Annotated in this window: 21 protein-coding genes; 13 read left to right on the forward strand and 8 right to left on the reverse strand. The window is 61.2% G+C overall.

The genetic code is table 11. From position 1 onward, the window contains the following. The first annotated feature begins 18 nt into the window (after positions 1 to 18). Positions 19 to 963: a bifunctional Delta(1)-pyrroline-2-carboxylate/Delta(1)-piperideine-2-carboxylate reductase gene (gene lhpI, locus HHL24_RS18380; protein ID WP_169486853.1), complete on the forward strand. Its 945-nt coding sequence runs from the start codon at positions 19 to 21 to the stop codon at positions 961 to 963. 202 nt (positions 964 to 1,165) lie between these two features. After that, a complete protein-coding gene (gene zwf / locus HHL24_RS18385; protein WP_169486854.1) occupies positions 1,166 to 2,647 on the forward strand; it encodes a glucose-6-phosphate dehydrogenase in 1,482 nt (493 codons plus the stop codon). 112 nt (positions 2,648 to 2,759) lie between these two features. Here zwf and icmH read toward each other — a convergent pair whose 3' ends face one another. From icmH to tssJ, 3 genes are all read right to left on the reverse strand, one after another. After that, positions 2,760 to 3,539, reverse strand: a complete 780-nt coding sequence (gene icmH / locus HHL24_RS18390; protein WP_169486855.1) for a type IVB secretion system protein IcmH/DotU — start codon at positions 3,537 to 3,539, stop codon at positions 2,760 to 2,762. Next, positions 3,536 to 4,882 carry a type VI secretion system baseplate subunit TssK gene (gene tssK / locus HHL24_RS18395; protein WP_169486856.1) on the reverse strand — a complete coding sequence of 449 codons (1,347 nt, stop codon included), beginning with the start codon at positions 4,880 to 4,882 and terminating at the stop codon, positions 3,536 to 3,538. The genes icmH and tssK overlap by 4 nt, the downstream gene beginning before the upstream one ends. Positions 4,883 to 4,990: 108 nt before the next feature. Beyond that, positions 4,991 to 5,617, reverse strand: a complete 627-nt coding sequence (gene tssJ, locus HHL24_RS18400) for a type VI secretion system lipoprotein TssJ (RefSeq protein ID WP_169486877.1) — start codon at positions 5,615 to 5,617, stop codon at positions 4,991 to 4,993. 362 nt (positions 5,618 to 5,979) lie between these two features. On the opposite strand from tssJ, the gene HHL24_RS18405 reads away from it, so the two are divergent. The 9 genes from HHL24_RS18405 (at position 5,980) to tssA (ending at position 16,816) form a co-directional block, all read left to right on the forward strand. Next, positions 5,980 to 6,666: a tetratricopeptide repeat protein gene (locus HHL24_RS18405; protein ID WP_169486857.1), complete on the forward strand. Its 687-nt coding sequence runs from the start codon at positions 5,980 to 5,982 to the stop codon at positions 6,664 to 6,666. Positions 6,667 to 6,703: 37 nt separating this feature from the next. After that, positions 6,704 to 7,252: a type VI secretion system contractile sheath small subunit gene (tssB, locus tag HHL24_RS18410; RefSeq protein ID WP_046570773.1), complete on the forward strand. Its 549-nt coding sequence runs from the start codon at positions 6,704 to 6,706 to the stop codon at positions 7,250 to 7,252. Positions 7,253 to 7,270: 18 nt separating this feature from the next. Beyond that, positions 7,271 to 8,761 carry a type VI secretion system contractile sheath large subunit gene (tssC, locus tag HHL24_RS18415; RefSeq protein ID WP_169486858.1) on the forward strand — a complete coding sequence of 497 codons (1,491 nt, stop codon included), beginning with the start codon at positions 7,271 to 7,273 and terminating at the stop codon, positions 8,759 to 8,761. Between the two features lie 72 nt (positions 8,762 to 8,833). Continuing rightward, the gene (locus HHL24_RS18420; protein ID WP_054036475.1) at positions 8,834 to 9,337 is read left to right on the forward strand and encodes an Hcp family type VI secretion system effector; all 504 of its coding nucleotides are present in this window, start codon (positions 8,834 to 8,836) and stop codon (positions 9,335 to 9,337) included. Between the two features lie 85 nt (positions 9,338 to 9,422). After that, positions 9,423 to 9,902: a type VI secretion system baseplate subunit TssE gene (tssE, locus tag HHL24_RS18425; protein WP_054036473.1), complete on the forward strand. Its 480-nt coding sequence runs from the start codon at positions 9,423 to 9,425 to the stop codon at positions 9,900 to 9,902. A 128-nt stretch (positions 9,903 to 10,030) separates the two neighbouring features. After that, the gene (gene tssF, locus HHL24_RS18430) at positions 10,031 to 11,869 is read left to right on the forward strand and encodes a type VI secretion system baseplate subunit TssF (RefSeq protein WP_169486859.1); all 1,839 of its coding nucleotides are present in this window, start codon (positions 10,031 to 10,033) and stop codon (positions 11,867 to 11,869) included. Then, positions 11,833 to 12,927, forward strand: a complete 1,095-nt coding sequence (tssG, locus tag HHL24_RS18435; RefSeq protein WP_169486860.1) for a type VI secretion system baseplate subunit TssG — start codon at positions 11,833 to 11,835, stop codon at positions 12,925 to 12,927. Before tssF ends, tssG begins: the two co-directional genes overlap by 37 nt. A 35-nt stretch (positions 12,928 to 12,962) precedes the next feature. Next, positions 12,963 to 15,638, forward strand: coding sequence for a type VI secretion system ATPase TssH (tssH, locus tag HHL24_RS18440; protein ID WP_169486861.1), 2,676 nt, complete (start codon positions 12,963 to 12,965; stop codon positions 15,636 to 15,638). A 68-nt stretch (positions 15,639 to 15,706) separates the two neighbouring features. Next, entirely contained in the window at positions 15,707 to 16,816 is a 1,110-nt protein-coding gene (tssA, locus tag HHL24_RS18445) for a type VI secretion system protein TssA (RefSeq protein ID WP_169486862.1), read from the forward strand. 83 nt (positions 16,817 to 16,899) lie between these two features. Here tssA and HHL24_RS18450 read toward each other — a convergent pair whose 3' ends face one another. The 4 genes from HHL24_RS18450 to HHL24_RS18465 all read right to left on the reverse strand — a co-directional run bounded on the left by HHL24_RS18450 (position 16,900) and on the right by HHL24_RS18465 (position 23,865). Continuing rightward, entirely contained in the window at positions 16,900 to 17,856 is a 957-nt protein-coding gene (locus HHL24_RS18450; protein ID WP_169486863.1) for an OmpA family protein, read from the reverse strand. Between the two features lie 4 nt (positions 17,857 to 17,860). Continuing rightward, a complete protein-coding gene (gene tagF / locus HHL24_RS18455; protein WP_169486864.1) occupies positions 17,861 to 18,853 on the reverse strand; it encodes a type VI secretion system-associated protein TagF in 993 nt (330 codons plus the stop codon). Beyond that, a complete protein-coding gene (tssM, locus tag HHL24_RS18460; protein WP_169486865.1) occupies positions 18,850 to 22,752 on the reverse strand; it encodes a type VI secretion system membrane subunit TssM in 3,903 nt (1,300 codons plus the stop codon). Before tssM ends, tagF begins: the two co-directional genes overlap by 4 nt. A 267-nt stretch (positions 22,753 to 23,019) precedes the next feature. After that, complete coding sequence (locus HHL24_RS18465; protein WP_169486866.1) at positions 23,020 to 23,865, reverse strand: M15 family metallopeptidase; 846 nt, start codon at positions 23,863 to 23,865, stop codon at positions 23,020 to 23,022. A 125-nt stretch (positions 23,866 to 23,990) separates the two neighbouring features. Between HHL24_RS18465 and HHL24_RS18470 the strand changes: the two genes are divergently transcribed. Then, on the forward strand, positions 23,991 to 24,935 hold the full coding sequence (locus HHL24_RS18470) for a hypothetical protein (RefSeq protein ID WP_169486867.1): 945 nt from the start codon (positions 23,991 to 23,993) through the stop codon (positions 24,933 to 24,935). Positions 24,936 to 25,066: 131 nt separating this feature from the next. Here HHL24_RS18470 and HHL24_RS18475 read toward each other — a convergent pair whose 3' ends face one another. Further along, the gene (locus tag HHL24_RS18475; RefSeq protein ID WP_169486868.1) at positions 25,067 to 26,023 is read right to left on the reverse strand and encodes a LysR family transcriptional regulator; all 957 of its coding nucleotides are present in this window, start codon (positions 26,021 to 26,023) and stop codon (positions 25,067 to 25,069) included. Positions 26,024 to 26,337: 314 nt separating this feature from the next. On the opposite strand from HHL24_RS18475, the gene HHL24_RS18480 reads away from it, so the two are divergent. Next, positions 26,338 to 26,505, forward strand: a 168-nt coding sequence (locus HHL24_RS18480) for a helix-turn-helix domain-containing protein (protein WP_206002919.1), incomplete at its 3' end; no start/stop codon positions are given.

Genomic DNA, 26,505 nt, shown 5'->3' on the forward strand with positions numbered 1-26,505 from the left:
GACAGGAAAAGCCCGCTTATGACCCGCCCGACCACGCAGATTTTCGACGTCGCCGCCACCGCGCGGCTGATCCCGTACGCGACACTTGTCGACGCATTGAAGCGCGCGAGCATCGACTATGCGCAGCAACGCATCGCGAGTCCTGAACGGCTCGTCGTGCCGCTCAACGAGGGCGGCATCATGCTGTCGATGCCGGCCACCGCGCCCGATCTCGCGATCCACAAGCTGGTCAATGTCTGCGCGAGCAATAGACCGCGCGGCATCCCGACGATCCACGGCCAGGTGATGGCCTTCGACGCCGATACCGGCGAGACGCTCTTCATTCTCGACGGCCCGACGGTGACCGGACGGCGCACGGCGGCGATGTCGATGCTCGGCGTGCACACTTTTGCGCCGGCCCGGCCGCACGAATTCTTGCTGATCGGCACCGGCACGCAGGCAGTGAACCATCTGGAAGCGATCGGCGAGCTGTTCCCCGACGCGCGCGTGTGGGTGAAGGGTAGTGCGCCCGCGCGGGCCGAAGCGTTTTGCGCCGCACATGGCAGGCACGGCGGCAAGGCGCGCGACCTGCAACCGCTGGCCGACCCTGACGCGGCCATCCCCGATTCGATCGACGTGGTGATCGCGCTGACCACCAGCAAGCAGGCTGTCTACGACGAAGCGGCGCGCGCGGACCGGCTCGTGATTGGCGTCGGCGCGTTCACGCCGGCCATGGTCGAGATCGGCGCGCGCACGATCGCCGGCAGCGCGCTGTTCGTCGACGACGAAGCCGGCGCGAGGCATGAGGCCGGTGATTTCATCCAGGCCGGCGTCGATTGGGCGCGGGTCGGCGGAATTGCCGCAGTGGTGGAAAACGCCGCGTTGTTGCAGCCGAAACAACCGATTGTTTTTAAAAGTGTCGGCTGCGCGGCGTGGGACCTGGCGGCTTGCCGCGTAGCGCGCGAAGCCTTGTCAGGCGGCTGATCGAGGACCGTTTGCAACGCCCGGCGCATGGCGGTTCGCAGGTCCTGGTTGGCATCTTGCGCAAACCTGCGGCACATGTTGCCGTGCAAACAATCTCAAAACGTTGCACCATAGGCGTTTGCCAGAAAAAAACGCCGGTTCGCCGGCGTTTTTTTGCCCTTGTCCTTTGGCTTGACGCCTATCACGACGCTGCGACCGCGCTATGACGACCCAACACGCTTCTGCCACCCCCGACCTGCCGCTCGACATGATCATCTTCGGCGGCACCGGCGACCTGTCGTTTCGCAAGCTGCTGCCCGCGCTCTACATGGCGCATCTGCACTGCAATCTGCCGCCGGACACCCGTATTCTCACGATCGGCCGCAAGCCGTGGTCGCGTGAGGAGTACATCAACGAATTCATGGAAGTGAAGGCGAAACCCTTCATCGAAAAGAAGGCGTTCGATGCCACCGCCTGGGACAAATTTCTCGCGCTGTTCGAGTACGTGCGTATGGACGTCGATTCGGTCGAGGACTACCACCGTCTGAAGGAGGCGTCGCGCGAAGGTGTACGGCGCGTGTTCTATCTCGCGACCTCGCCGGACCTGTTCACGCATATTTGCGACAACCTTTCGGCGGCGGCACTGATCGACGAGAATTCGCGGGTCGTGCTCGAGAAACCGCTAGGCCACGATCTGGCGTCCGCGCAGGAGATCAACACGGCGGTCGGCAAGCATTTCGGCGAAGCGCAGATTTACCGGATCGACCACTACCTCGGCAAGGAAACCGTGCAGAACCTGATGGTGCTGCGCTTTGGCAATGCGATTTTCGGCCCACTGTGGCAGGCGCCGTATATCAAGCGCGTGCAGATCACGGTGGCTGAAGAGGTCGGCGTGGGCAGCCGTGCGGGTTTCTACGATAAGACCGGCGCGCTGCGCGACATGGTGCAGAACCACTTGCTGCAGTTGTTGTGCATCGTCGCTATGGAGCCGCCGGTGTCGCTCAATCCGGATGCGGTGCGCGACGAAAAGCTCAAGGTGCTGCGTTCGCTGCGCCCCATGACGCCCGAGGATATCGCGCGCGATACCGTACGCGGCCAGTACACGGCCGGTGCGGTGAACGGTGAGCCGGTGAAAGGCTATCTCGAGGAAGATAACGTGCCGGCGAATAGCCGCGCCGAGACCTTCGTCGCGTTGCGCGCGCATATCAACAACTGGCGCTGGGCCAACGTGCCGTTTTACCTGCGTACCGGCAAGCGGATGCAGAAGAAGGTGTCGGAAATCGTTATCGAGTTTTCCGAACTGCCGTTCTCGATCATTCCGAGCGGTGGGCGCAACTACGGCAACCGTCTCGTGATCCAGTTGCAGCCGGAAGAGTCGATCCAGTTGCAGATGCTCGCGAAGGAGCCTGGCAGCGGCATGCACATGCTGCCGGTGAATTTGAACCTGGACTTGCAGCAGGCTTTCACCGAGCGTCGCGCGGAAGCGTATGAGCGTTTGCTGATCGACGTGATTCGCGGACGCCTCACGCATTTCATGCGCCGCGACGAACTCGAAGCCGCATGGGCGTGGGCCGAACCGATTCTTGAAGGCTGGAGCAAGTCGGGCGACAAGCCGCGTGGCTATACGGCAGGCACGTTCGGACCGGCTGCGTCGACGGCGCTGATGGCGCGCGAAAACGCGGTGTGGGCGGAAGAATCGCAGTAAGCGGGGGTTAAGCGTCGGCGGTATGTCGACGCTTCGAAGCGCTCGTCTCGCATTGAAAAAAAGCGGCCCGTTTTTACGGGCCGCCTTTTTCGTTGTGTGTTGCCGAACTGATTTACGGCAACGAAATCGTCAGTGTGGACGATTGCGGGCCGAGCTTGACCACCTGCGAATACGGTGCAAGCGTGCGCAACGTCTGATCGCGCAAGTAGGTGTTCAGGCCGAGATAAGCGAGCAGACCGACCAGCGCGAACACCGCGCCGATCGACCACAACGGCACCTCGCGCTTGAGCCGGTGAGCGACCTGATCCGGCAGCGGCCAATGCGGCGCGAACGGTGCGCGCTTGCCCTTCAAATGCGCGATTTCGTCGCCGATGCGCGCGGTCAGATAGGCGAGCTTCTCCGGTCCTTCGAGCAGATACTTGCCCTGGAAGCCGAGCAGCAGACACATGTGGAACACTTCGAGCGACTGCACACGCGCGGCGCCCTGCGCGCGGCATTCCTCGAGATACTGGAAGAATTTCTCGCCTGCCAGTTGCTCGCCGAATAGCACCAGTTGCAGCGGCCGGCGCTCCCATTCCGTGCGGATCTTGAACGTCGACGACAGCACCGACTCGTCGATGGCCGCGCAGAACGCAAACTTGGACGCGTAGACATCTTCCGCCGACGCATTGAGTTTTTTCGCGCCGCGCTCGAAGTCGCCGAGAAACTGCTGGATACGCTGGCTGAATTCGTGTGCGTCGCCGGGCTCGCGGCCGTTCTTCAACAAAAACAGCATGAAGAAGCCGTCGTACAGCAGATCGAGCAGCGAGCGGACCTGGTAGCTCGGCTCGGTCATGGGGGCGGGCGTCGCGGCAGGCGTGCTGCCGCCGAACAGGGAGGGCGCGTAGCTCATGATGTGACGGCGATCAGTTCGAGTTGAAGATCGTTGATGCCCGACGGCGCGTAGATCATTGCCGATTGGGCCTGCAACATGCGGTCATACAATGCGCCGCGCGATTCGCAAGAGAAGTAGCACGCTCCCGGCCGCACCGGAATGGCGGGCGGGACTTGCGGCGTGTAAATGAGGCGCACGCCCGGCATGGCCGAGAGCACCAGCTTGTCGACGTCGTCCGGTGCGCCGACCTTGAAGCGGGCGGGTACGGCTTCGACGAGTTCCGCGGTCGGCATGTCCGCGGAGACGGCGATGTAGAACAGCGTCTTGTCGTCGATCTTGCCCGAGTCGAGGCGGCCCGCATGGAACGACGGACGCACTTCTTCGAGCGCGATCGCGAAGTAACGTGTCGAGATCACGGTTTCGAGCAGATCGCGCAGGATCGTGTCGAGGCGCGCAAAGCCGGGGCCCGGATCGTCATGCCGGTAAGCCGGCAGGTCGGATAATGCATAGCCCTTCGAAAACGTCATCAACTGTCCGGCCAGACGCAGTAATTCCTGAAACAGACGTTCCGGATGCAGCGCGGAATGCTGATACAGATGCGCAAGTGAGGCAAACGCGGCGCTCGCGGTATGCAGCAGCCAGAACGACGCGATGTCGCCTGAACGGAACTCGATAATGTTCTTGGTCGGCTCACGGTGAAAACCATACAGCGCGTTGACCTTGGCCTGCAGCGCGTCGATCAGTTGGCGCAGCCGTTGATGCAGGATCGGCGACGCGTCGATGGCGAGGCACGGCGGCACGAAGGTATCGTCGATTTCAAAACCCGACGTGGCGGTGCGGCGCACGCGCACGAGCGGAACCGACAGCAGCTGGTCGCGCGGCTCGCTATGCGCAATGAGTTTGACGCTGGTCTTCAGGAAGGTGATGTCGGCTTCGGCGGCGTCGGTGAAATGATCGGCCACCGGCGTCTGTTCGCTGACATAACGTGACACGAAACCCGCGTTGCTGTCTTGCGAATAGTTCGCGCCGGTCTCACGCAACGGATGCAGCGCCAGATAAAACGTGAATTCGTTGATGCCGTCGGGCAGGGTGTCGAGCGCGATCGGCGGTGGCAGGTCGTCGGCTTGCGGCGCGGAGTAGAGCGCCCCATCCGGAAACACCAGCGAGAGTTCGCTCACGCGCAGCACATTACTGCCGAGTGCGTCGCGGTCGAATCGCGCCGAACGCACGCCCCAGTTGTATGGCTGGATCGCCTGGATCGATTCGAACAGGCGCGCCTCATGATAGGCGTCCTGACGCTGAAAATGCTGCGGCCTCAGAAACAGGCCTTCCCCCCAGAGCACTTTTGCGGAATAACTCATCTCAAACCTGTTATATGCGTTCAGCGTGTGGCGCGCCCGGAGATAACCGATTCGAACGCCGCATTGTTAATTATCTAAAAACTGTTAAATCGTATTTGTCCGGCATCTTTAACCGCAACTTACCGAAGAAAGCATATTCAGCGGCTGGGCGGGCAATCCCTGTTCAGGTGGGATCACAGTGCCGTTGGTTACCGTCATTGCGCAGTTATGCAGGCCGATCATTATGCCGGATTTCTCCGACTTCGCCGGGTCGAAGGCGAATTTCCAACGTTGCATGGCCGGATCGCGGAATAGAGCGACGATACCGAATGCCTGAGCTTCACGCGAGACTTTTTCGGTGACGACATAACGTTGACCGGGGATCAGTGTTACTTCGCGCACGCCCAGCAGATCGCCGCCCAGTATGGTCTTTTCCTTGTCAGGATCGGTAAAGGCATCGAATGGCGCCTGCTGGAATGAGGTGGGGTCTTTCAGCACGTAAAGCCGCACCACCAGCGCCAATGGGCGTTTGTCATTGGCGGCATTCAGATTCGGCGCGGCGTATAAAGTGAGGCCGACATTGCGTGGCGGCTTTTGCGCGTCCGGCACGTCGGGCTTGCCAATGCCGCTCGCCTGAAAAGCCGCGTTGGCAGCGGCTCCCAGCACCGTCACGCCGGCCGCGCAGCCACCCAGAAGCGCGCACGCCGCGGCGTTTGCAATCAATAGCGATGCATGGCGAACAAGGCGCGAATTCATATACATCGACCGGCTCGGTGCCGTCCCCCATCAAAACATCAATAACGAAATCAATCCCGCAAATTTGCAGCAACGCTATGCCGGGTAATGCCGCTTTATGCAAAGTGCATTGCTCTCCGGCACTCACGTGTTTCCGCCTGGCATACGGAAATTTTTTCCGCTCTGCGCATTGCGACTATTGCGCCAGGAAACAATTTCTGCATGTTTCGTTTAAATCATCCATATGCATTTTTTTTGTGCAATGCTTCTTCACACGAAAGTTGAATTATCGAAAATTGGCCTGTACTATACCCGCGCAGTTGAAGCAAAGCAAAACTCCGGTTTCTCCTTGAATTAAAAAAATCGCACGTCGGTGAAAAACGATGAATGAGCGTCTGTTAGTAAAACTATCTGGGGTAGTGTTGGCATGCGGCATGATTGCCGGTTGCGCGACACAGGGCAACAACACAGCGACCACACCGGAGGCTTTTAATAAGCAACTCGCGGACGCGGATACCGTCGCCAAGGGTGGCGATCAGGATCGCGCCATCGCGCTTTATCAGCAATTATCCAAATCCGATCCGACGCGTGAAGAACCGTGGTCGCGCATTGCGCAGATCCAGTTCACGCAGGGTCATTACGGTCAGGCCATCGTCGCTGCGCAAGAAGCGCTGCAGCGCGACCAGACGGATCGTCAGGCCAAGAGCGTGCTGGCTGTAGCCGGCTTGCGGGTGGCCACGCAATCGCTCGGCGAATTGCGGCAGGATGCGTCGCTCGCGGGTGATGCGAAGTCGGACGCGCAAGCGCTCGCCAAGCAATTGCGCGACACGCTCGGCGAAGCCACGCTGTTCCCACCCGACCCGAACGATAAGCCCGTCGTGAAGAAGAAACGCATCGTTCGTCACGTCGCCAAGGGCAAGGCCACGGATACGCCGGAAGCGACCACCAGTGCCGCGGCACCGGCCGCTGCGGCGGCAGCGGGTGCTGCACCCGCCGCACCGGCGCCTGCCGCGCCCGCCAAAGCCGCACAAAGCGGCGGCGCGTCCGATCCGTTCAGCGCGCTGCGCTGATCCACACGCCTGATCTATCTGCATCCGGGAGCCGACGATGGCGAAGAAAGAAAGTATTCAAAAACGCTTGCAAAAAGTGCGGCCACCTCGCGTTCAACTGACGTATGAGGTCGAGCGCGGCGATGCGATCGAGGTGAAAGAACTGCCGTTCGTCGTCGGCGTGGTTGCCGATCTGGCAGGGCAGTCCGAAGTCGAGCAGCCGAAGCTGCGCGATCGCAAGTTCGTCAACATCGACCGCGACAATTTCGACGACGTGATGAAAGCAATCGAGCCGCGCGCCGCGTTCCAGGTGGAAAACCGCCTGAGCGAAGCCGGCGGCAAATTCGCCGTCGACTTGCGTTTCAAGTCGATGGCCGATTTCAATCCGGATGAGGTGGTCGCGCAGATCGAGCCGCTGCGCCGTCTGCTCGAAGCCCGTTCGAAGCTGGCCGACCTGCGCAACAAGCTGGCCGGCAACGACAAACTCGAAGACCTGCTGAGCGAAGTGCTCAACAACACGCAGCAGTTGCAGACGCTGGCGAAAGACCAGGGCAACGCAGCAGACCAGCACGCCGGCGCGCCGGATCATGACAAGCAGGGCGAATAAGTACGCACGGGGTGTGAGATGAACCAGCAAACGGCAGCAGCCCAACTCGCCACCGCGCAGAGCGGCACGGAATCCACGCTGCTCGACGAAATCGTCGAGAAAAGCCGGGTGGCCAAGTCCGAGTCCGAACACGCGCGCGCGAAAGACCTGATCGGCGAACTCGTACACCAGGTGCTCGACGGCACGGTGGTGGTATCCGACAACCTGTCGGCCACCATCGACGCGCGCGTCGCGGAACTCGACCGCCTGATCTCCGCGCAACTGAGCGCGGTGATGCATGCGCCGCAATTCCAGCGCATGGAAAGCACGTGGCGCGGTCTGGACTACCTGTGCAAGGAAAGCAATACCGGCTCGACAGTCAAGATCAAGGCGCTGCATGCGCCGAAGCGTGACCTCGTGCGCGACTTCAAGAACGCGATCGAATTCGATCAAAGCGCACTCTTCAAGAAGGTTTATGAAGAAGAGTTCGGCACGTTCGGTGGCGCACCGTTCGGTACGATCATTGGCGACTTCGAAGTCACGCGTCAGCCTGAAGACGTGTACTTCATCGAACAGATGGCGCACGTCGCGGCCGCGGCACATGCACCGTTCATCGCATCGGCGTCGCCTGAACTGATGGGTCTCGAAACGTTTGCCGACCTCGGCAAGCCGCGCGATCTCGGCAAGGTGTTCGATACCGTCGAATACGCGAAGTGGAAGTCGTTCCGCGACTCCGAAGACTCACGTTATGTCGGCCTGACCTTGCCGCGCTTTCTCGGCCGCCTGCCTTTCAATCCGAAAGACGGCGCCACCGCGGAAGGCTTCAACTTTGTTGAAGACGTGGACGGCACCGATCACAGCAAATACCTGTGGTGTAACGCAGCGTGGGCATTTGCGGCACGCCTGACGGCCGCATTCGACGACTTCGGCTGGTGTGCGGCGATTCGCGGCGTGGAAGGCGGCGGTCTGGTGGAAGACCTCCCCACCCACACGTTCAAGACCGACGACGGCGAAGTCGCGCTGAAATGCCCGACGGAAATCGCGATTACCGATCGCCGCGAAAAGGAACTGAGCGACCTCGGTTTCATTCCGCTAGTGCACTGCAAGAACTCGGACTACGCCGCGTTCTTCGCCGCGCAATCGGTGCAGAAGCCCAAGAAATACAGCACCGATAGCGCGAATGCGAACGCCGTGCTGTCCGCGCAATTGCAGTACATCTTCTCGGTATCGCGCGTGGCGCACTACCTGAAGGCGATGATGCGCGACAAGATTGGCAGCTTCGCCTCCGCGCAAAACGTCGAAGTATTCCTGAACCGTTGGATCTCGCAGTACGTGCTGCTGGACGACAACGCGACCCAGGAGCAGAAAGCGCAGTTCCCACTGCGCGAGGCATCGATACAGGTCTCGGAGATTCCGGGCAAGCCTGGTGCGTATCGTTCGGTCGCTTTCCTGCGTCCGCACTTTCAACTGGACGAGTTGTCGATCTCTTTGCGGCTTGTCGCTGACCTGCCGAAACCGGCAAATTCATAAACGCAGTCAGAAAACCCGTGCCGGCCGCACGGGGCGGCTGTCAAAACCACCTCTTTGGGGAGTCGATGAGTTATGAAGGACATCTATTTAAAATTCGGCAATCCGGCGATCAAAGGCGAGTCTGCCGATAAAGATCATGCTGGCTGGATCGAAATCGATTCGTGGAGCCACTCGATTACGCAACCGCGTTCGGCAACGGCTTCGACGGCGGGCGGTCACACGTCCGAGCGTTGCGAGCACGCTGACATGCAGTTCACGAAAGACATCGACGTGGTCAGCCCGCTGATCTATCAACACGCATCGGGCGGTACGACGTTCGACGAAGTGACGATCGACTTCATGCGTTCGGACGGCGAGGGCAACCGCATCAAGTACCTGGAAGTGAAGCTCAAGTACGTGATCATCTCGAGCGCCACGCCGAGCGTGGTGGGCGAAGGCCTGCCGACCGAACAGTTCTCGCTGAAGTACGCTGCCGTGCAGTGGAAGTACACGCAGCAGAAGATCGGCGGCAACCAGGGCGGCAACGCGCAAGGCGCGTGGAGCCTGACGAAGAACGACAAGACGTACGCGGTCTGATGCCGGGGCGCATGCGGCGCGCGAGGCGGCAATCCGCTCGCGTATGCCGTGTTCGCCCTGTATCGAACCGGTTTTTCTGACGCTGATGAAACGCTTCGAACCCAGCTTTCTCGACAAGCTGTTCGACGACGAACCGCATCTGCCGGCTTCCCCGGCGATGCGGCAATTGTCGTTGGACGAGTTGAAGGCCACCGTCGCGCGCGACGTCGAGGCGATCCTGAACACCCGGATCGCCCTGACCGAGCACGAGCTGGCGGCGCTGCCGGAATGTCAGCGCTCGGTGCTCACGTACGGCCTGAACGATTTCGCGGGCTTGAGCCTCGCGAGTCACTACGACCGTACGTTTATCTGCAAATCGATTCAACAGGCCATCGCGCGGCATGAGCCGCGCTTACAGCAAGTGGCGGTCACGCTCGAATTGAACGAACAATCCACCAACGCGCTGAACTTTGCGATTCAGGCGTTGCTGGTCGTGCACCCGGCGGAAGAACCGGTGAGTTTCGATGCGATGTTGCAGCCTTCTACGCTGCAATACTCAGTGACGCGCGCACGCGCGAAGCTTTAGTACCTGAATTTAGTGGCTGGGTTTTAGTACCTGTGTTTTAGTATTTTGAGTACCGCTTTGCCGCCACCGTCAACGCGCAACGGTGGCGATAGATTGGGCGGAGAAGGTTCAGGTTCGGGGATAGATCGATGGAAGAATTGCTGCCGTATTACGAGCGCGAATTATCATTTCTGCGGCGCTACTCGCGCGATTTCGCCGAACGCTATCCGAAGATCGCGGCGCGTCTCGCGATGTCCGGCGAGCACTGCGAAGATCCGCACGTCGAGCGGATGATCGAATCGTTCGCGCTGTTGGGCGCGCGGATCAACAAGAAGCTCGACGACGACTACCCCGAATTCACCGAAGCGCTGCTGGAAGTGCTGTATCCGCACTACCTGCGTCCGTTTCCGTCGTGCTCGATCGCGCAGCTGGGCACCTCGGCCGCGCTCAGTCATCTGACCGAACCGGTCCTGGTCGAGCGGGGCACTGAACTCAAGTCGCGCCCGATTCGCGGCGTGCAATGCCGTTTCCGCACCTCCTACGATGTGACGCTGGCGCCGATCCGGATCTCGGAGGCGAAGTACACGTCGGTGGCAACGGCGCCGAGCGCGACCGTCCTGCCGGGCAACGCCACGGCGATCGTGTCGATCACGTTCGAATCGACGGCCGCGCAGCTTGATCTCTCCGCGCTGAAGGTCGGCACATTGCGCACGCACCTGCACGGCGAGCAATCGTTTATCGCGGCGCTGGCGGATTGTCTGTTCGTCAACGCGATGGCCACTTATGTCGAAGCAGACCGGCGCGGCGTGTGGAAGCAACTCCGTGAATCGCCCGTCGTACAAGCCGGTTTCGACGAAGATGACGCGCTGATCGACTATCCGGCCAAATCGCATCCAGCGTACCGGTTGCTGACCGAATACTTCGCGTTTCCCGAAAAATTCAATTTCGCCGATTTCGATCTGGCGGCGATGACGCGCGCGAGCGGTCGCTGCCAGCGCCTGACGCTGCACATCGTACTCAAGGAAGTGCGCAGCGATTCGCACATCGCGCGCCTGTTGGATGCGTTGTCCGCGCATCATTTCCGGTTGTTCTGCACACCGGTCGTGAATCTGTTCGAACAGCACGGCGAGCCGATCCGCATCAGCCATCAGGCAATTTCGTACCCGGTGATCGCTGAAGCGCGCCGCGCGTTCGCGTACGAGGTCTATTCGATCGACTCGGTGAAACTCGTCCGGCAGCAAGCGCATGAAGAATCGGTGATCGAATTCCGCCCGTTCTATTCGCTGCATCACGGCGAAGCGGCGCGTGCGGGGCACTACTGGTTTGCGCGCCGTAACGACTGGGTCGCGCAGAAAAGTCCGGGTTACGAAACCGAAATCTCGATCGTCGATATCGACTTCGAACCGGCTGCGCCGCAAACCGATACGCTCAGTCTCGATTTGACGTGTACCAATCGCGACCTGCCGGCCGGCCTCGCGGTGGGTCTCGAAGGCGGCGATCTGTTTCTGGAAGGCGGCTCGCTGACCGGCAGCATCGCGATGCTGCGCAGGCCGACGCCTAGCGTGCGTTTCGAGCGCGGGCGCGCCTCGCACTGGCGGCTGATTTCGCATCTGGCGTTGAATCATGTGTCGCTTGCCAATAGCGGTCTGTCGGCGCTCAAGGAAATGCTGGTGCTTTACGATTTGCGGCGCACGGCGGTGTCGGCGCGGCATATCGACGGGTTGGTCGGCATCGAGCAGCGCGCAGCGGTGCAATGGCTGCCGGGCAAGCCGTTTGCGACTTTCGTGCGCGGTATCGAGATTCGTTTGACGATCGACGAAGAGCATTTCGTCGGCACGAGTCTCGCGTCGTTCGTGCGGGTGATCGACACGTTTTTCGGGCTGTACGTGCATCTGAACAGCTTTGTGCAACTGGTCGTCGTGTCGAAGCGCACCGGCGAGGAGATTCTGCGATGCAAACCGCGCAGCGGCGAATCGATCCTGGCGTAGTCGAGCAACTTCTCGACGAACCACACCGCTTCGAATTCTTTCAGGCGGTGCGGATTCTCGAGAAGTGGTTCGCGCAGCAAGCGCCGTCGAGTAACGGACATCCCGGCGAAATCGTCGCGCAGCGGATTGCCTTTCGCAATTCGCTGTCGATGTCATTTCCGCCTAGTGAGATTCACAGCGCGCAGTCTTACGACGATGAAGGCGCGGCGCTGAAAGAGAAGTCGCAACGTACCGCCGCGCTCGAAGCGGGTTCGCTCCACAAGGTCGATATCACGCCGGCGTTTTTCGGTTTGCTCGGCGGGCAGGGCGCCTTGCCGCTGCATTACACCGAGCAGATCATCGCGCGCGAGCAGATCAGGCGTGACCGGGCCGCGCGTGAATTCTTCGACGTGTTTTCGAATCGCGCGACAGCGCTGTTCTACGCAGCGTGGAAAAAATACCGGCTGCCGTTTCACTACGAACTGGATCGCGACGAACGCTATCTGCCGCTGTTGCTCGCGCTGGCAGGCGTCGCCGACGACGACACGCGCAACAGTCTGCAAAGCGGCGACGGCGCGCTATTCGACGAAGCGATCGCTGGTTATGCACTAGCCGCGCGGCACCGGCCGGTTTCCGCAGCCTATTTGCAACGCACACTGTCTGAGTACTTCAAGGTACGGGTGCGCGTCGAGCAGTTCGTCGGCAAATGGTACGACGTGCCGCGCGATCAATTGACCGTGCTTGGCGGTGTCAACGCGACGCTCGGCGCAACGGCGCTCGCGGGTGAGCGAGTCTGGCAGCGCGACATGCGCGCGCGGCTCGTGATCGGCCCGCTCGACAAGGCTGACTACGAAGCGTTTTTACCTGGCGCCGAGCGCGCCGTAGCGCTCGAACGCATGCTGACGCTGCTCGCCGGTGTGACCCTCGAATACGAGGTCTCGCTGGTGCTGCGCCGCAAGGAAGTGGGGCCCAGCATGTTGAGCGGCGGTGCGCGTCTCGGCTGGGACGCATTTCTGTGCACCAAAGAAGCAGACAGCGACCGCGCGGATGCCCGCTACGAATTGCACGTGATTCACTGAAGATAACGATAGAACCTGGACCCGGATCGCACGACATGAGCACGTCCCTCAATACCCTGATCGCCAAACTGAATCCGACCTGCCGGCAGGCGGCTTTGCTCGCGGCGAACAACTGTCTCGCGCGCGGTCACTATGAGGTCGACCTCGAGCATCTGTTGCTGGCGCTGCTGGATGAACCGGCGAGCGATGTCACGCTGGTGCTGCGCGCGAGCAGGGTCGATGCGCACGCGTTGCGCGCGGATATCGAGCGCGAATTGCAGCGTCTGAACACCGGCAATACGCGCACGCCGGTGTTCTCGAAGCAGCTGATCGACTTGCTCGAGCAGGCGTGGTTGATCGCGTCGCTCGATTCGCAGATCGGACGGATTCGCTCGGGGCATTTGCTGCTCGCGTTGTTGACGGCGCCGGACCTCGCGCAGTTCGCCGAACGCATGTCGCCGCGGCTGCGCGACGTGCGGGTGACGGACCTGAAGCACAAGTTCGACGAACTGACCGCGGGGTCGCGTGAAGTCGAACGCAGTAACGCCGCAGAGAACGCAGCGGAAGGCGTGAGCGATGCGGCTGCGGGCGACTCAGCGCCCGGTGCGCCCTCTAAAACTCCCGCGCTCGATACCTACACCAGCAATCTCACGCAGCGTGCGCGCGAAGGCAAGATCGATCCGGTGATCGGCCGCGAAGGCGAGATTCGCCAGACCATCGACATCCTGATGCGTCGCCGGCAGAACAATCCGATCATGACGGGCGAGGCAGGCGTCGGTAAAACGGCGGTGGTCGAAGGCCTCGCGCTGCGCATTGCGGCTGACGACGTGCCCGCGCCGCTGAAAGGCGTCGCATTGCATGTGCTCGATATGGGTCTGCTGCAAGCAGGCGCGAGCGTCAAAGGCGAGTTCGAGAACCGCCTGAAGAATGTGATCGACGAGGTGAAGAAGAGCCCGCATCCGATCATTCTGTTTATCGACGAAGCGCACACCATCATCGGCGCCGGTGGCCAGGCCGGGCAGAACGATGCAGCGAATCTGCTGAAGCCGGCCTTGGCGCGCGGCGAGTTGCGCACCATCGCGGCGACCACGTGGAGCGAATACAAAAAGTACTTCGAGAAAGATGCGGCGCTGGCGCGGCGTTTCCAGGTCGTGAAGATCGAGGAACCGAGCGAGACGCTCGCGGCGGCGATGTTGCGCGGCATGGCCGCTTTGATGGAAAAGCACTTCAACGTCCGTGTGCTGGACGATGCGATCACCGAAGCGGTGCGTCTGTCGCATCGCTACATCAGCGGCCGTCAATTGCCGGACAAGGCAATCAGCGTGCTCGACACCGCCTGTGCAAAGGTCGCGCTCGCGCATAGCTCGACACCTGCTGCGATCGACGACACGAAGAAACGACTCGAACGCATCGACACCGAAATTGCTGCGCTGGAGCGTGAAGTGGCGAGCGGCGCGCTGCACGACGAGCGGCTCGTGGAACTGCGCAGCCTGCGCGAAGAAGACGTGAAGGATCTGGCCGAAGACGAGGCGCGCTACGACAAGGAACGCGCATTGGTCACGGAGATCGTTGGCTTGCGTGCTGAAATCGACGCCGGCCGCGTGAGCAGCGCGGACGCGGGGCAGGCCGACAAGGCGCAGCAGGCACGCGAAACGCTGGCCACGCGTGTTGCGGAATTGCACGACTTGCAGGGCGGCCAACCGATGGTCCCCTTGCAGGTCGATGGGCACGTGGTCGCCGAAATTGTCGCTTCGTGGACTGGCATTCCGCTTGGCCGCATGATCAAGGACGAAATCCAGACCGTGCTGAATCTGCAGCCGCTGCTGGGTGCGCGCGTGATCGGTCAGGACCACGCACTCGAAGCGATCGCGCAACGCGTGCGTACTGCTAGCGCGAGTCTCGAAGACCCGAACAAACCGCGTGGCGTGTTCATGTTCGTCGGACCGTCGGGTGTCGGCAAGACCGAAACCGCGCTGGCGCTCGCCGATGTGCTGTACGGCGGTGAACGCAAGATGGTCACGATCAACATGAGCGAGTACCAGGAGGCGCACAGCGTGTCGGGCCTGAAGGGCTCGCCGCCGGGCTACGTCGGTTACGGCGAGGGCGGTGTGCTGACCGAAGCCGTGCGTCGCAATCCGTATTCCGTGGTGCTGCTCGACGAAGTGGAAAAAGCGCACCCTGACGTGCTGGAGATGTTCTTCCAGGTGTTCGACAAGGGCACAATGGACGACGCCGAAGGGCGTGAGATCGATTTCCGCAACACGCTGATCATTCTCACCTCGAATGTCGGCTCGCAGGCGGTGATGCAGGCATGCCTGAACAAAAGCGCTGAAGAACTGCCGGATGCGGACACACTCGCGGAGACGTTGCGCCCGCAACTGTACAAGGCGTTCAAGCCGGCGTTCCTCGGCCGCATGAAAGTGGTGCCGTACTACCCGATCTCCGACGACGTGCTCGCCGAAATCATCGACCTGAAGCTGGAGCGGATTCGCCGCCGCATCGAGTCGAATCACAAGGCGGTGTTCGAATGGGACGAGTCGCTCGTCGACGCTGTGCTGGCGCGCTGCACCGAAGTGGATTCCGGCGCGCGCAATGTCGACCACATTCTGAACGGCACGCTATTGCCTGAAGTCGCGCAGCAGGTGCTGGAGCGCATTGCCAATGGCGCCGCGATCGAACGTATTGCTGTGCGGGCGAGCGACGCGGGTGAGTTCGAATACACCGTGGCGTAACGAGGTATGTCCCTGCTGTCGCCGAATTTTTCAAATGCCGAAGTACCGGATACTTATTGCTTTCTGTCATGTCGACTAATCTGAACACGCTGCTGGCTCCGATCAGCGAAGCCTCGCCTTGTGGCGAAGACCTGCTGTTTTCAGCGGATTTCGACGCGATCCAGCACGCGCGCCGCTTTGAAGACCCGTCGCTGGATCAGGGCGAATGGGTCACGGATATCAAAGAGGCCGACTGGCCATTCGTGGTCGAACGCTCCAGCAACCTGCTACAGACGCAGACCAAGGACTTGCGTCTCGCTGTCTGGCTCACCGAAGCGCTTGCCATCGAAGAGGGTGTGACCGGTCTCACGCAAGGTTATGCGCTGCTGAAGGGGCTATGCGAAAAGTACTGGGATCACGTGCATCCGCTGCCGGAAGGCGACGACACCGAGTATCGCCTCGGCAATGTCGCCTGGCTGATCGGCCGCACCGGCGATCTGCTGCGGGCGATGCCGCTCACGTCGTCGCAAGGCAGCGCGTACAGCACGATCGATTGGGACGTGGCCACGCATGTCGCGCAAGCGGTCAAGCGCGATCCGGATCACGCCGACGATATCGCGCGCGGCAAACCGTCCATCGAGCAGATCGAGGCATCGAAACGCGCCACGCCGCCGGCGTTCTATTCGACGCTGCTAATCGATCTGAAAGCGTTCGAAGCAGCGATGCTCGCACTCGAACAGGAACTGGACCAGCATGCGGCCGATTCGGCACCGAGTTTCCGTCAGGCGAAGGATGCGTATGAGAGCGTCTACCGATTGGCGGAACGCTTCGCGCGCGAACTGGGCGTCAGCGTTGAAGCGTCGCCGCCGAAAGCGCCGAAGCCGGAAGAACACGAACGCGCCGAGCCTACCTTCAAGACTTCACCGCAACGCGAGGAACCCGTGGTGACGGCCATGCCGACCACGATCAGCCCGATTGCAGGAATCCAGAGCCGTGCGCAAGCCGTCGCGCAGTTGCGTGCAGTGGCGAAATTCTTTCGCAGCACCGAGCCGCATAATCCGGCTGCTTACCTCGCTGACAAGGCGGCGGAATGGGCGGATATGCCTTTGCATCAGTGGCTTTCCTCGGTCGTGAAGGACGATGGGTCGCTCGCGCATATTCGTGAGCTGCTGGGCGTGAAGCCCGAGGAAAACAGCTAGAACTTCCTTAGACGCAAACAAAAAGCCTGGCATCGAAATCGGTGCCAGGCTTTTTTCAATCATAAGGTCAAGCAAGTAACAACTCAGGATCCCGCGCGAAATTCAATACGCCGGTTACGCGCCCGCCCGTCGGTCGTATCGTTGGATGCAATCGGCTGATCCGGACCGACCCCTGTGGTCGTCATCTGTTCTGGCGGGATGCCCTTGGCGACCAGATAACCCTTCACCGCATCCGCCCGCGCCTGGCTCAGTGCGATATTCGAGGTGCGATTGCCCGAGTTGTCCGTATGACCGATGATCGCCACCGTCTTCGTCTGCATCTTCGACAACACCGCCGCCATCTGGTCGAGAATCGCGCGGCCTTGCGGCGTGAGTGTCGCGCTGCCCGTCTCGAACTCGATCGTGCGATTCGCTAAAGTCTGATCGAGCAGGCCTTGTTCCGATGCGCTCACACGCAGGCCATTCCTGATCGTGTAGGTCGGATTCAGCGCATTCGCCATATCGCTTGCGAGCTGCTGGCGCTGCGATTCGTTGTGCACTTCGCCTTTCACGTCGATCTGCGTGCCGTCAATCTTCAACTGGCCTTTACTAATCTGCTTCAACTGCGGGCCGATCAGCTTTTGCACGTTGGCGGACCAGTTCGGCGGCGTCGCGACGTCGGCGACTTCGATCTGATCGACCACGTTGGCCGTGCCGTAGGTGTCGCGCAGACGCGCGAGCACTGCCGCCTTGGTCGCTTCATCCGGCACTTTGCCGCCCACCACGACCTGGCCCGGCATTGCGCTGGCAGGCGGCGGCGACGCGCTAATCGCGCCGGTGCCGGCGCCCGTGGTGCCGCTGGCGAGCCCGGCCGTGCTGACTGCAGGGCCGCCATTTCCCGGTTGTGCCGACGAAGGCGCGGGCAAAATCGTCGTGTGGATCGCAATGCCGCTGTTGTCGACCGGCGTGACGCGTGCCGGGCCGTCGTTGTCGGCATGGGCGAGCGCGCTGATCAGAAGGCCCGCTAACAGCGAGGCAATGCGCGTGTGTTTGCTCAACATCGTGTCACGCTCCCGTGAATGCTTCGCGGAACGTGTCGATGCTGACACGCAACGACAGTTGCGGTTGGTCGAGGTAGCTGACGAGCTTGCTGATGCCATGGTCGTTTTGTGCGTGTTCGTCGATCCACTCGGGATCGTCGATATCGATGTTATGTGCCGCGTATGCCTGCGGATCGACCACGCTATGCAGCGTTTTGGCCGAGGCGCCGTTAAAGCCGATGATGAGCCGTTCGCGCTCGGCAATCGTGCCGATAAAAATCGCCAGTTCGAAATCGGCCTGCGAGACGAACGGTGCGATCAGTTCGAGCCAGAATGCGGCGACCAGCGAGCGATAGAACGGATCGTTCGGCAGCGGCAGTGTCAGCCCGCGTTCGAGATGCGATGAGCCGCTTTGCATCACTGGACGCAGCAGCGAACCGAGCGCCAGCATCGCCCCGCGCAAGCGCACCGGATGGCCGCTTGCAAGCAGCATCTGTTCGAGGCCGGCGAGGGTCTGATGCTCGACGAAGTCGTTGAAGGTGCCGTCGTGAGGATTGCCCGGGCCGCCGCCGATTTCGATCGGCACTTGCGTTTCGCCGAGCGCCTGCAGCGCACCAGTCGGCTCGCTCACGCCGAGTAGCGGCTTCATCTGCGAAGCGATGCGCGACCACAGGCGCGCAAAGGCCAGCGGACTGTGCGCCAGGAATGTCAGCGGTTTTTCAACTTCCAGCGCGGTGGCGGCAAGAAATGGAAAGCGCCGCGACGATTGATCCTGGCTTGCCACCATATGCCCGGCAATCGCCAGCTTGCTGCGCGAACCGAGGAACGCGAAGTGCATCGGCTTGGCGTTTTCGTAGACGATCTTCCAGCGCGGATCCTCGGTGAGCAACTCCATGGCCTGGGCGATCCAGCGGTCGAGCGTGGCCAGCAACTGCGGGTTATGCGCGCTTTTGACGAAGTCGCCGCGCGACGGAATCTTGCCGAAGTAGGCGATTTGCGCCTGCACGGTTTGCGTCATTGCGCACCCCCTGTGTTCGAAACCGCGGCGGCGGCCGTCGCCGGCGCGACAGCAGGCGCGGCGCCCGCTGTTCCTGTTGGTCCCGTTAGTCCCGTTGGTCCGGTCCCACCCGCGGCCGTCGCGTTGACCGAATTTGCCGCCGCGCTCACATCCGCCACCGAGGAAGGCAGACGCAAGCCGCGCAGGCTTTGCTGTTGCGGCGCGTCGCTGCTGGCGCTGCCCGAGGCCTGCGACGTGCTGATGATGCGCATGCTGACCGCCACCGTCACGTTGCCTTGCGTCCACGACAGATCGAAGGTGCCGTCCGGACGGCGCTTACGCTGCGCCGAGTTGATCAGCTTCTCCAGGCCGTAGCGGCCCGGCTCGTTGACCAGTTGCAGTGTGCGGCCGTCGAAGGTCGTCGCATTCAGTGTGGCGCCAGGTGAGCCTGACGGATTCGGCCACACGAAGTTGGTCCACTGCGGCGGCGTGTTGCGGTAACGCATTTGCTGACCGTCGATCGCGAGCGTGTATTCCGTGGTGCCGCTGCTCGGCTGCGGCAGGATCTGGAACACGGTCTGCGGTTCGGACGAGCTTTGACCCGACGAGGTCGCGGCTCCCCCTGCAAGCGGCGCCACCCAGCGCGCGAAACCGTTGGTGAAGTCGGGCGTCAGCGCGAGACCCATATCGCCCCATGTGCGTGAAGTCAGCGTGTCGCCGCGGCGCACTGCGAGCGGCCCGAGCGTGGTGCCGACGAACTTGGCGATCGCACCATCCGGCCCGAACACCTGGGCAATTTCGCCAGCGCCGGCTTCGACCTTCGCATCGCCTACAAACGGATACTTGTTCGCGAGCGAGCTCTGGAAGGTCTGATAGACCTGCGCGTTCCACACCTTGTTGACTTCGACGCTGGCCGGCTGGATCACCACCGCATACGCCGCCATCAGCGGACGCACCAGCAGCGGACGCAGGGCCTTGCGTTGCGAATCGGTGAGGCCCGTCAGCATCTGTTCGTCGACGTACTTCAGCGAATCGGCCAGCTCGGAGCCGCTGCCGTCGAGCGTCTGCTGCATCAGTTGACGCGCGCCCGGTCCCGGATCGCCCTGGTTCTTGATCACGTTAAAGCGCGTACGGACCTTCGAGAGCGTGTCCATGTAGCCCTTCAGCATCGAGCCGTTGTCGCCGGAGACGACGATGCGGCCCAGCGCCGAGAACTCCTGGCCGATCGGCCCCATCGGCACTTCCACCGGATTGCCGTTGATGTCGATGTTGGCGTTCAACTGGCCGGTCGGCGCACGCGAGAACCATTGCTTGAACCAGCTGGTCATGCCGCTTTGCGCGCGTTTCAGGTTCGCGTTGAAGAGAGACGGGTTGTCCCACGAAGTCTGGTCGTACGCGGTTTCGAGCACCTTGCGGATCGGCGAATCCTGCGGATCGCCGAGACGGTTCATCGCATCCACCGCCTGGCCGAAGCTGCCGAAGCTCTGCACGGCAATGCCTTGCATGAACTTCTGCCAGTGCATCGCGTACTCGGTCTTGTACATTGCCACAAGTGCTTTCTGGATCTGCTCAGGGCTGCCTTCCAAAGTCAGATCGTCGTGCGCGGAGGTGTTGAGCACCCAGTCCTTGGCCTGCAGTTCCTTGGTCGCGGCGTCACGAATCGCGGGCTGCACGTACTGGAACCACGCTTCACGCGTGAAGGTGCCGGGAATCGCATAGCTGCCGGCCACCAGCGCCGTATTGTTTTCGCCGACGATGCGCGCGATCGTCATCGGCGCGAAACGGGTCGACGCACGCGCCTTGATTTCCTCATAGACGCGTTGGCGAGCCGGCATGCCGCGCACCACACGACGCAGGTTTTCACGGGTCTGGTCGACGAGGCCGAGGTTCTGGTCGATCATCGGCCAGTCGTTGTCGGACACGCGCGACAGATAGAAGGTGATCATGCGCTCGGCGCTGCGGATCATCTCGTCGCGGGGCATGTTGCCGCGATTCGTTTCGAGCCAGCCGCGCCAGAAGCGGGCGACCTGATCGGTCAGGTGAGCGGTTTCCACATGACGCTTGTCGCTGAGCATCAGGTAGGTCTTGAGCGCGTTGTACGCGTCTTCGACGTTGGTCGGCGATGCATCGCTATACAGGCCGCCCTGGCTGTTCGCCGCCATCGCGCTATGCGCCGATACGGGAATCGCGGCGGCGGCGTCCGGATTGCGGTTCAGCGGCGCCAGTTGGTCCGGGTGCGCGTTCACGTCTTTCAGGAACGAGGCAAGATTCTGCGAGACCGGGTCGAGCAGGATCTGGCGCACGCCGTTGTAATACTCGGTGAGCAAATGCTGTTCGAGGCGATCGCCCTGATACAGCCCGAGCGACACCGCCAGCGGCTTGTCGCGGCGGAACTGTTCGAGCTGGTCGATGCGGTCTTCCAGAATGTCCATCGCCTGCAAACGCGATTGCAGGTCGTTGCGGTTCTGCTGCAGGCGCACCACGTTGTCGAGGTCGGCCTTGACGTTGTCGGCGAGCTGCTGATTGCCGATCGTCGACCACGTCCAGCCGCCGAGCGCCAACGCGAGCACCGCGACAAAGCCGAAGAACGTCGCATAGCGCATGCGCGTCTTGGCGGGGCTGGCGAACTGCTTGACGGTCTGCCGGTCGGCGAAGATCACCTTGGAGAACAGATCGCGCAGGAAGAAGCCGTTCTTCGAGAACGCGCTGTGCGGCTTGGGCAGGCTGTCCGCGGAGAGGCCGAAGCGGTTGGCGATGCGCGTGGCAGCGGCACTATTGGTTTCGCCCTCCTGCAACGCGCTGGTGAAGTAGAAGCCGCGGAAAATCGGCTTGTGCTGGAACGGGTTGGCTTCGAACAGCGTGGCGAGGAACGCGCGCAACGCGGGCTTGATCGTCGAAAATTCGAGCGGGAAGCTCAACTGACCCGGCGAGAGCTTGTTGCCACGGTTGATCGACATCTGCGCGACGCTGATTTCTTTCAGGCCGTCGTAGAGCTCTTCAAAGTGCTCATCAAAAAGGCCCACCACGTCGCGCTTTTCGTCCGGTTCGTAGGGCAGGGTGGCGCCCCACACGCGGTCATATTCGTGACGGTCGCTGCCGCTGAAAAACTCGGTGAAGCCCGTGATCAGATCGGCCTTGGTGAATATCACATACACCGGCGCGAAGACTTCGAGCTTCTCGGTCAGTTCCTGCACGCGTTGGCGCAGATTCTTCGCCAGATTGATCGCGAACTCGGGTTTGCTGCTGGTCAACTCGGCAATGCTCGCCGTGACGATAATGCCGTTGATCGGCGCCTTCGGCCGGAAGCGCTTGAGCAAGCCAAGGAAGCCAAGCCATTCGGTGCGGTCTTCTTCGTGCACGGAATAGCGGCCGGCGGTGTCGAGCAGAATGCCTTCAGTCGTGAAGAACCAGTCGCAATTCCGCGTGCCGCCGATGCCGTGAATCACTGCGTTGTTCTTGTCGGCGAAAGGAAATTGCAGGCCGGAATTCAGCACGGCGCTGCTCTTGCCCGCGGCCGGGTTGCCGATCACGATGTACCAGGGCAATTCATACAGCGCCGAGCCGCCGGACATCTGACCGATCTTCGAGGTCTTGATCGTTTTCACCGCATCCACGAGGCGCGTACGCAGCACGTCGAGTTCGGCCTGGCGCGCGGGCGTTGGGGCGGGACCGGTTTCGGTCTGCTTTTCGGCTTGTTGCTCGAGCATTTCGCCGAGCTTGTTGTTCGCGCGCCGCGCGCGCAGGCGGCGCACCACCCAGACCAGCAGCCATAGCGCGATCACGGCGCCGAGCACGATGGCGGGCCATATCAGGTCGATCTGGAAGGTATCGGCGCCGATGAATAAAACAGCAGCGAGCGCGAGCAAGCCGATGATCGAGAGCGTGCGTGTATGGGTCAACACGTTAAGAATGCGTCGCATAAGCCGTTCAGGTCTTGGTGATGTGTGTTGTGGCGCGTGTGTGACAAACAGCATGGCGCGAGCGCGGACAAAGTCTCCCAGCGCCGCGTTTGAAACAAAACGAAAGCATATTCAGGCGAAGGTGAATGCGGCCGGATTGTTAAATCCGCCATGGGATGTCCCACCGATGGCGATTGGACGAATGCCGTTATGTATGCGGCATTGCCGACTTTTGCCAGAAAAATTGATTGAACGCCCCATTGCAACCTCTTTATTGCCCGCTCAGCTTTAATGACCACGCCCCAGGACGAAGCCGGGTTTGTGATATTCAACGTGCCCGAGATCCATCATTTTCCAGCGACCACCCCACGTTAGGCCGACTTGTTCGGCCGTCTGTCCGTATAACTGATAGCCTCGCATGGCCCAGGGATCTTTTTCTGAAATGACGAGCTTGCCGTCGCGCAAAAACGCATTGTCCGCAGCAAGACCGTATTGGTGATAGCTCTGAAACGCCGCGGCATTGGTGACATTGCCCCCCATTTGCGCAAGCCGGTTTTGCCGCTCCGGACTGCGATAACCTTCCAGCAATGCCATTTCATACCCATATTGCTCGTGCATGATTTTGTAAACGAGCAATAAACGCGTTCGAAAATCGGCGTCGAGCAAATTCCAGTCGCGGCTGGCGTCTTTCAGTGCCGGCCGAATCTGCTCCACTTCCTGCGTTGCAAATACCTCAGGCGGCAGCGTCGGCGGGGGCACGAGCTGTTCGCCATTCAATAACGCGGCAATTTTCTCGTCCGGTACCCGTGCAGTGTCATCGAATTGGAATAATTGCCGACCGCGTAAAGCCAATGCCACCAATGGCGGCGTCGCAAGAATACCTGTGGTGGTAAAAATCAGCAAGCGCCGCTTTGCCAGTAACTTTTGCATATCGATTGCGGTCGATTGCGAAATTTTTGCCGAGCGTACTAATTGACCACGAGCACGTGATGCACTTTGCGATGCTCCGCGCATAACACGGACATGAATGGCGAGTGCGGCGCCTAATAAAGAGGCGCGTACCGCTGGCAATAGCAGCATTGCGGCGATCACAACGGCAATGGCGAAATAGGCGAGAAGTACTACGGCAATCAAAGTCGACCCCGGAAATTGGAAACAATTGTATTTTGTAATGCTTGCTCTTAGAATCAGGCCTGCTCGGAGAGGAGCCGGAACGGTATTATCACGGCGAAATAATCCAGGATTCAATGAGACAGTGAATGAGTGCGCCGGAAAGTTCGAATTCCAAAGCCCCACCTAGCCTGTTATCCGATAAGGCTAAGGGTGCCAATAGCAATGGTTCGCGAATTCTCGCGAATCTGGAAGGCCGCGTCGCGCCGCCTACCGATAAACCACGCCGGTCGAAAACGCCGCTCCTGCTGGTCGCCTTGCTGGTGATCGCGGCCGGCGGTTGGGGCGCGTGGCATATGCAGCAGCGTTTGCAGACAGCGTCGTTGGCATCAGCCATGCCCGCCAGTGCCGAGAAAGTTGCCGCGCCGGCTTCCGCCGCCAGCGGTGCGCCGCAGGTCATCGCGAAAGCGGAGGCTCCGGCGGCCGCGTCGTCGCAAGCGGCCACGATCGTTGCTGACGACAGCGACAGCAAGGCGCCAGCGACATCCGCGGGTGCATCCGCAAGCGGTGATGAGAGCCGCTTGTCGCGCGCGCTCGCCGATGGCGCTGAGCCGAGCAACGCGTCTGCACCGGTTGCGTCCGCAACGGCCGCGTCGGCGGCCATGGTGCCCGCGGCAAAGCACGGCAAGAGCTCGACGGCTGTCGCCAGTAATGCGAAACACGAGACGGCGGCGCGCGGCAAGAAGGAAAGCGCGAGCGCAAGCAATCATCACGCGAGCGCGCCGACCGCCATCGCTCAAACGAAGAAATCGCGCCCGGCCGGCAATGCTTCGAAAGATGATTCGGATGCCGATCTATTGGCTGCACTCGTGGCACGTACCAAACCGGCCGATGCGAAAACGGCTGATGGCAACACGGCCACCAAGGTCAGTGCATCGGCTAGCCCTGGGAACGCCAAACTGGCCGAACGCGTGAAAGAGTGCGGGCAACGCGGCTTCTTCGAAGACCAGTTGTGCCGCTGGCGCGTGTGCGACGGACATTGGGGTAAAGACCCCGCCTGTCCGGGCGCGGCGGCGCAGGCACGTCAGCCATAAGTGCAGGTATGTGCCGCGCGTCCTCGTTTTGCGACGCAGACAGTGAATGAATAGGTGGATGTGGATATGAGTGCCGGTGACACTACCGAACTAACGCGTCCGTGGTGTTACGAGCCTGCATGAAACCCGCCTCAGGCGGGATGCAGGCCACGCAACAGCTGACGGACTCGCGACAGGTCCTGATCGACGTGTTCGGTCTGCTCGAACAATTCTGCGAGCCAGTCGACGAAGGCCCGCACGCGTGGCGATACCCGGCGGTTCTTCACATACGCGACCGAGACTGGCATCGGCACGGGCTTCCATTGCGGCAGTACTTCACGCAACAGTCCCGAATCGAGGTAGGGCTGTGCGGCGATCCGCGCCGGTTGGATCAGCCCCAGGCCCTGCAATCCGCAGGTGAGATAGGCCTGCTCGTCGCTGACTTTGACGAAGCCTTTGACCTTGACGTTTTGCGCCTCGCCGTCGACTTCGAAGTCGAAGTCGACTTCCCGGCCGTTATGCGGCGACATGCAATTGACGGCGACGTGTCCGCGCAGATCGTCGATGTCGAGGGGCGTGCCGTGGCGGCCCAGATAGGCCGGACTTGCGCATGTCACGTGTTCGAGGGTGCCTAATTGCCGCGCGACCAGATTGGAATCCGGCAGTTCGCCTAGCTGGATGCCGCAGTCGATGGCTTCCGAGATCAGGTCAACTGTTCGGTTGCTGATGCCGATGGCCAGATCGAGGTTCGGATAGCGGGTGTGGAAGTCGTCCAGTGCCGGCAGGACGATGGCGCTCGCTACCGCGCCGGGCATTTCTATGCGCAGGCGACCGGTCAGGTTATCCGTTGCGTGACGGAGGCTGGCTTCCATTTCGTCGATGTCGGCGAGGATTTGCGCGCAGCGCTCGTAGTAGGCCGCGCCTTCCGGGGTGATGCTCAGGCGCCGCGTCGTGCGGGTCAAGAGGGCGGTGCCTAGCAGGGCTTCCAGGTTCTGGACGATGGTTGTCGCTGTCGCGCGAGGGATGTTGAGGGACTCCGCTGCGCGGGTGAAGCTGTTGGTGTCCACGATTCGGATGAATGTCCGCATTGCAGTTATTCTGTCAATCACGATTCAAACTCCAGTTGGTGAAATAGAGGGTGTTTTTTGCCTTTTGGCGGCGGCATTGGTTGTGTGCCTGCGGCGGTGGTTTTTTGGTTTTTCTTGCTCGCGCTTGTGTTTGTTTGTTTGTCTTCGTTGTGCTGTTTGTCTGTAGGCCTACGGTGTTGGCCTTTCCTTGAATTTTTAGTGGTCTATTAGCGTCGCCCCTGTGCGGGGCAGGCACCTACTTTTCTTTGCCTGCCGTGTATAGACCGGAGACATAGCTGACAGGTGTGCGGGGACATGGTTGACACTTCCGGGTATTAAAACGCCCGGTCCCGACCATGCCCTGGAACGCAAGAGACACCATGAGCCTCAGACAGGAATTTGTTCATCTGGCCAGTCAGGACACGCTGACGATGACCGAGTTGTGCCAGCGCTTTAACATCAGCCGGCAGACCGGCTACAAATGGCTCAGGCGCGGCGAGAACGCGCTGTCAGATCAATCCCGG

It is taken from the genome of Paraburkholderia polaris (assembly GCF_012927345.1).
Taxonomy (GTDB): Bacteria; Pseudomonadota; Gammaproteobacteria; order Burkholderiales; family Burkholderiaceae; genus Paraburkholderia; species Paraburkholderia polaris.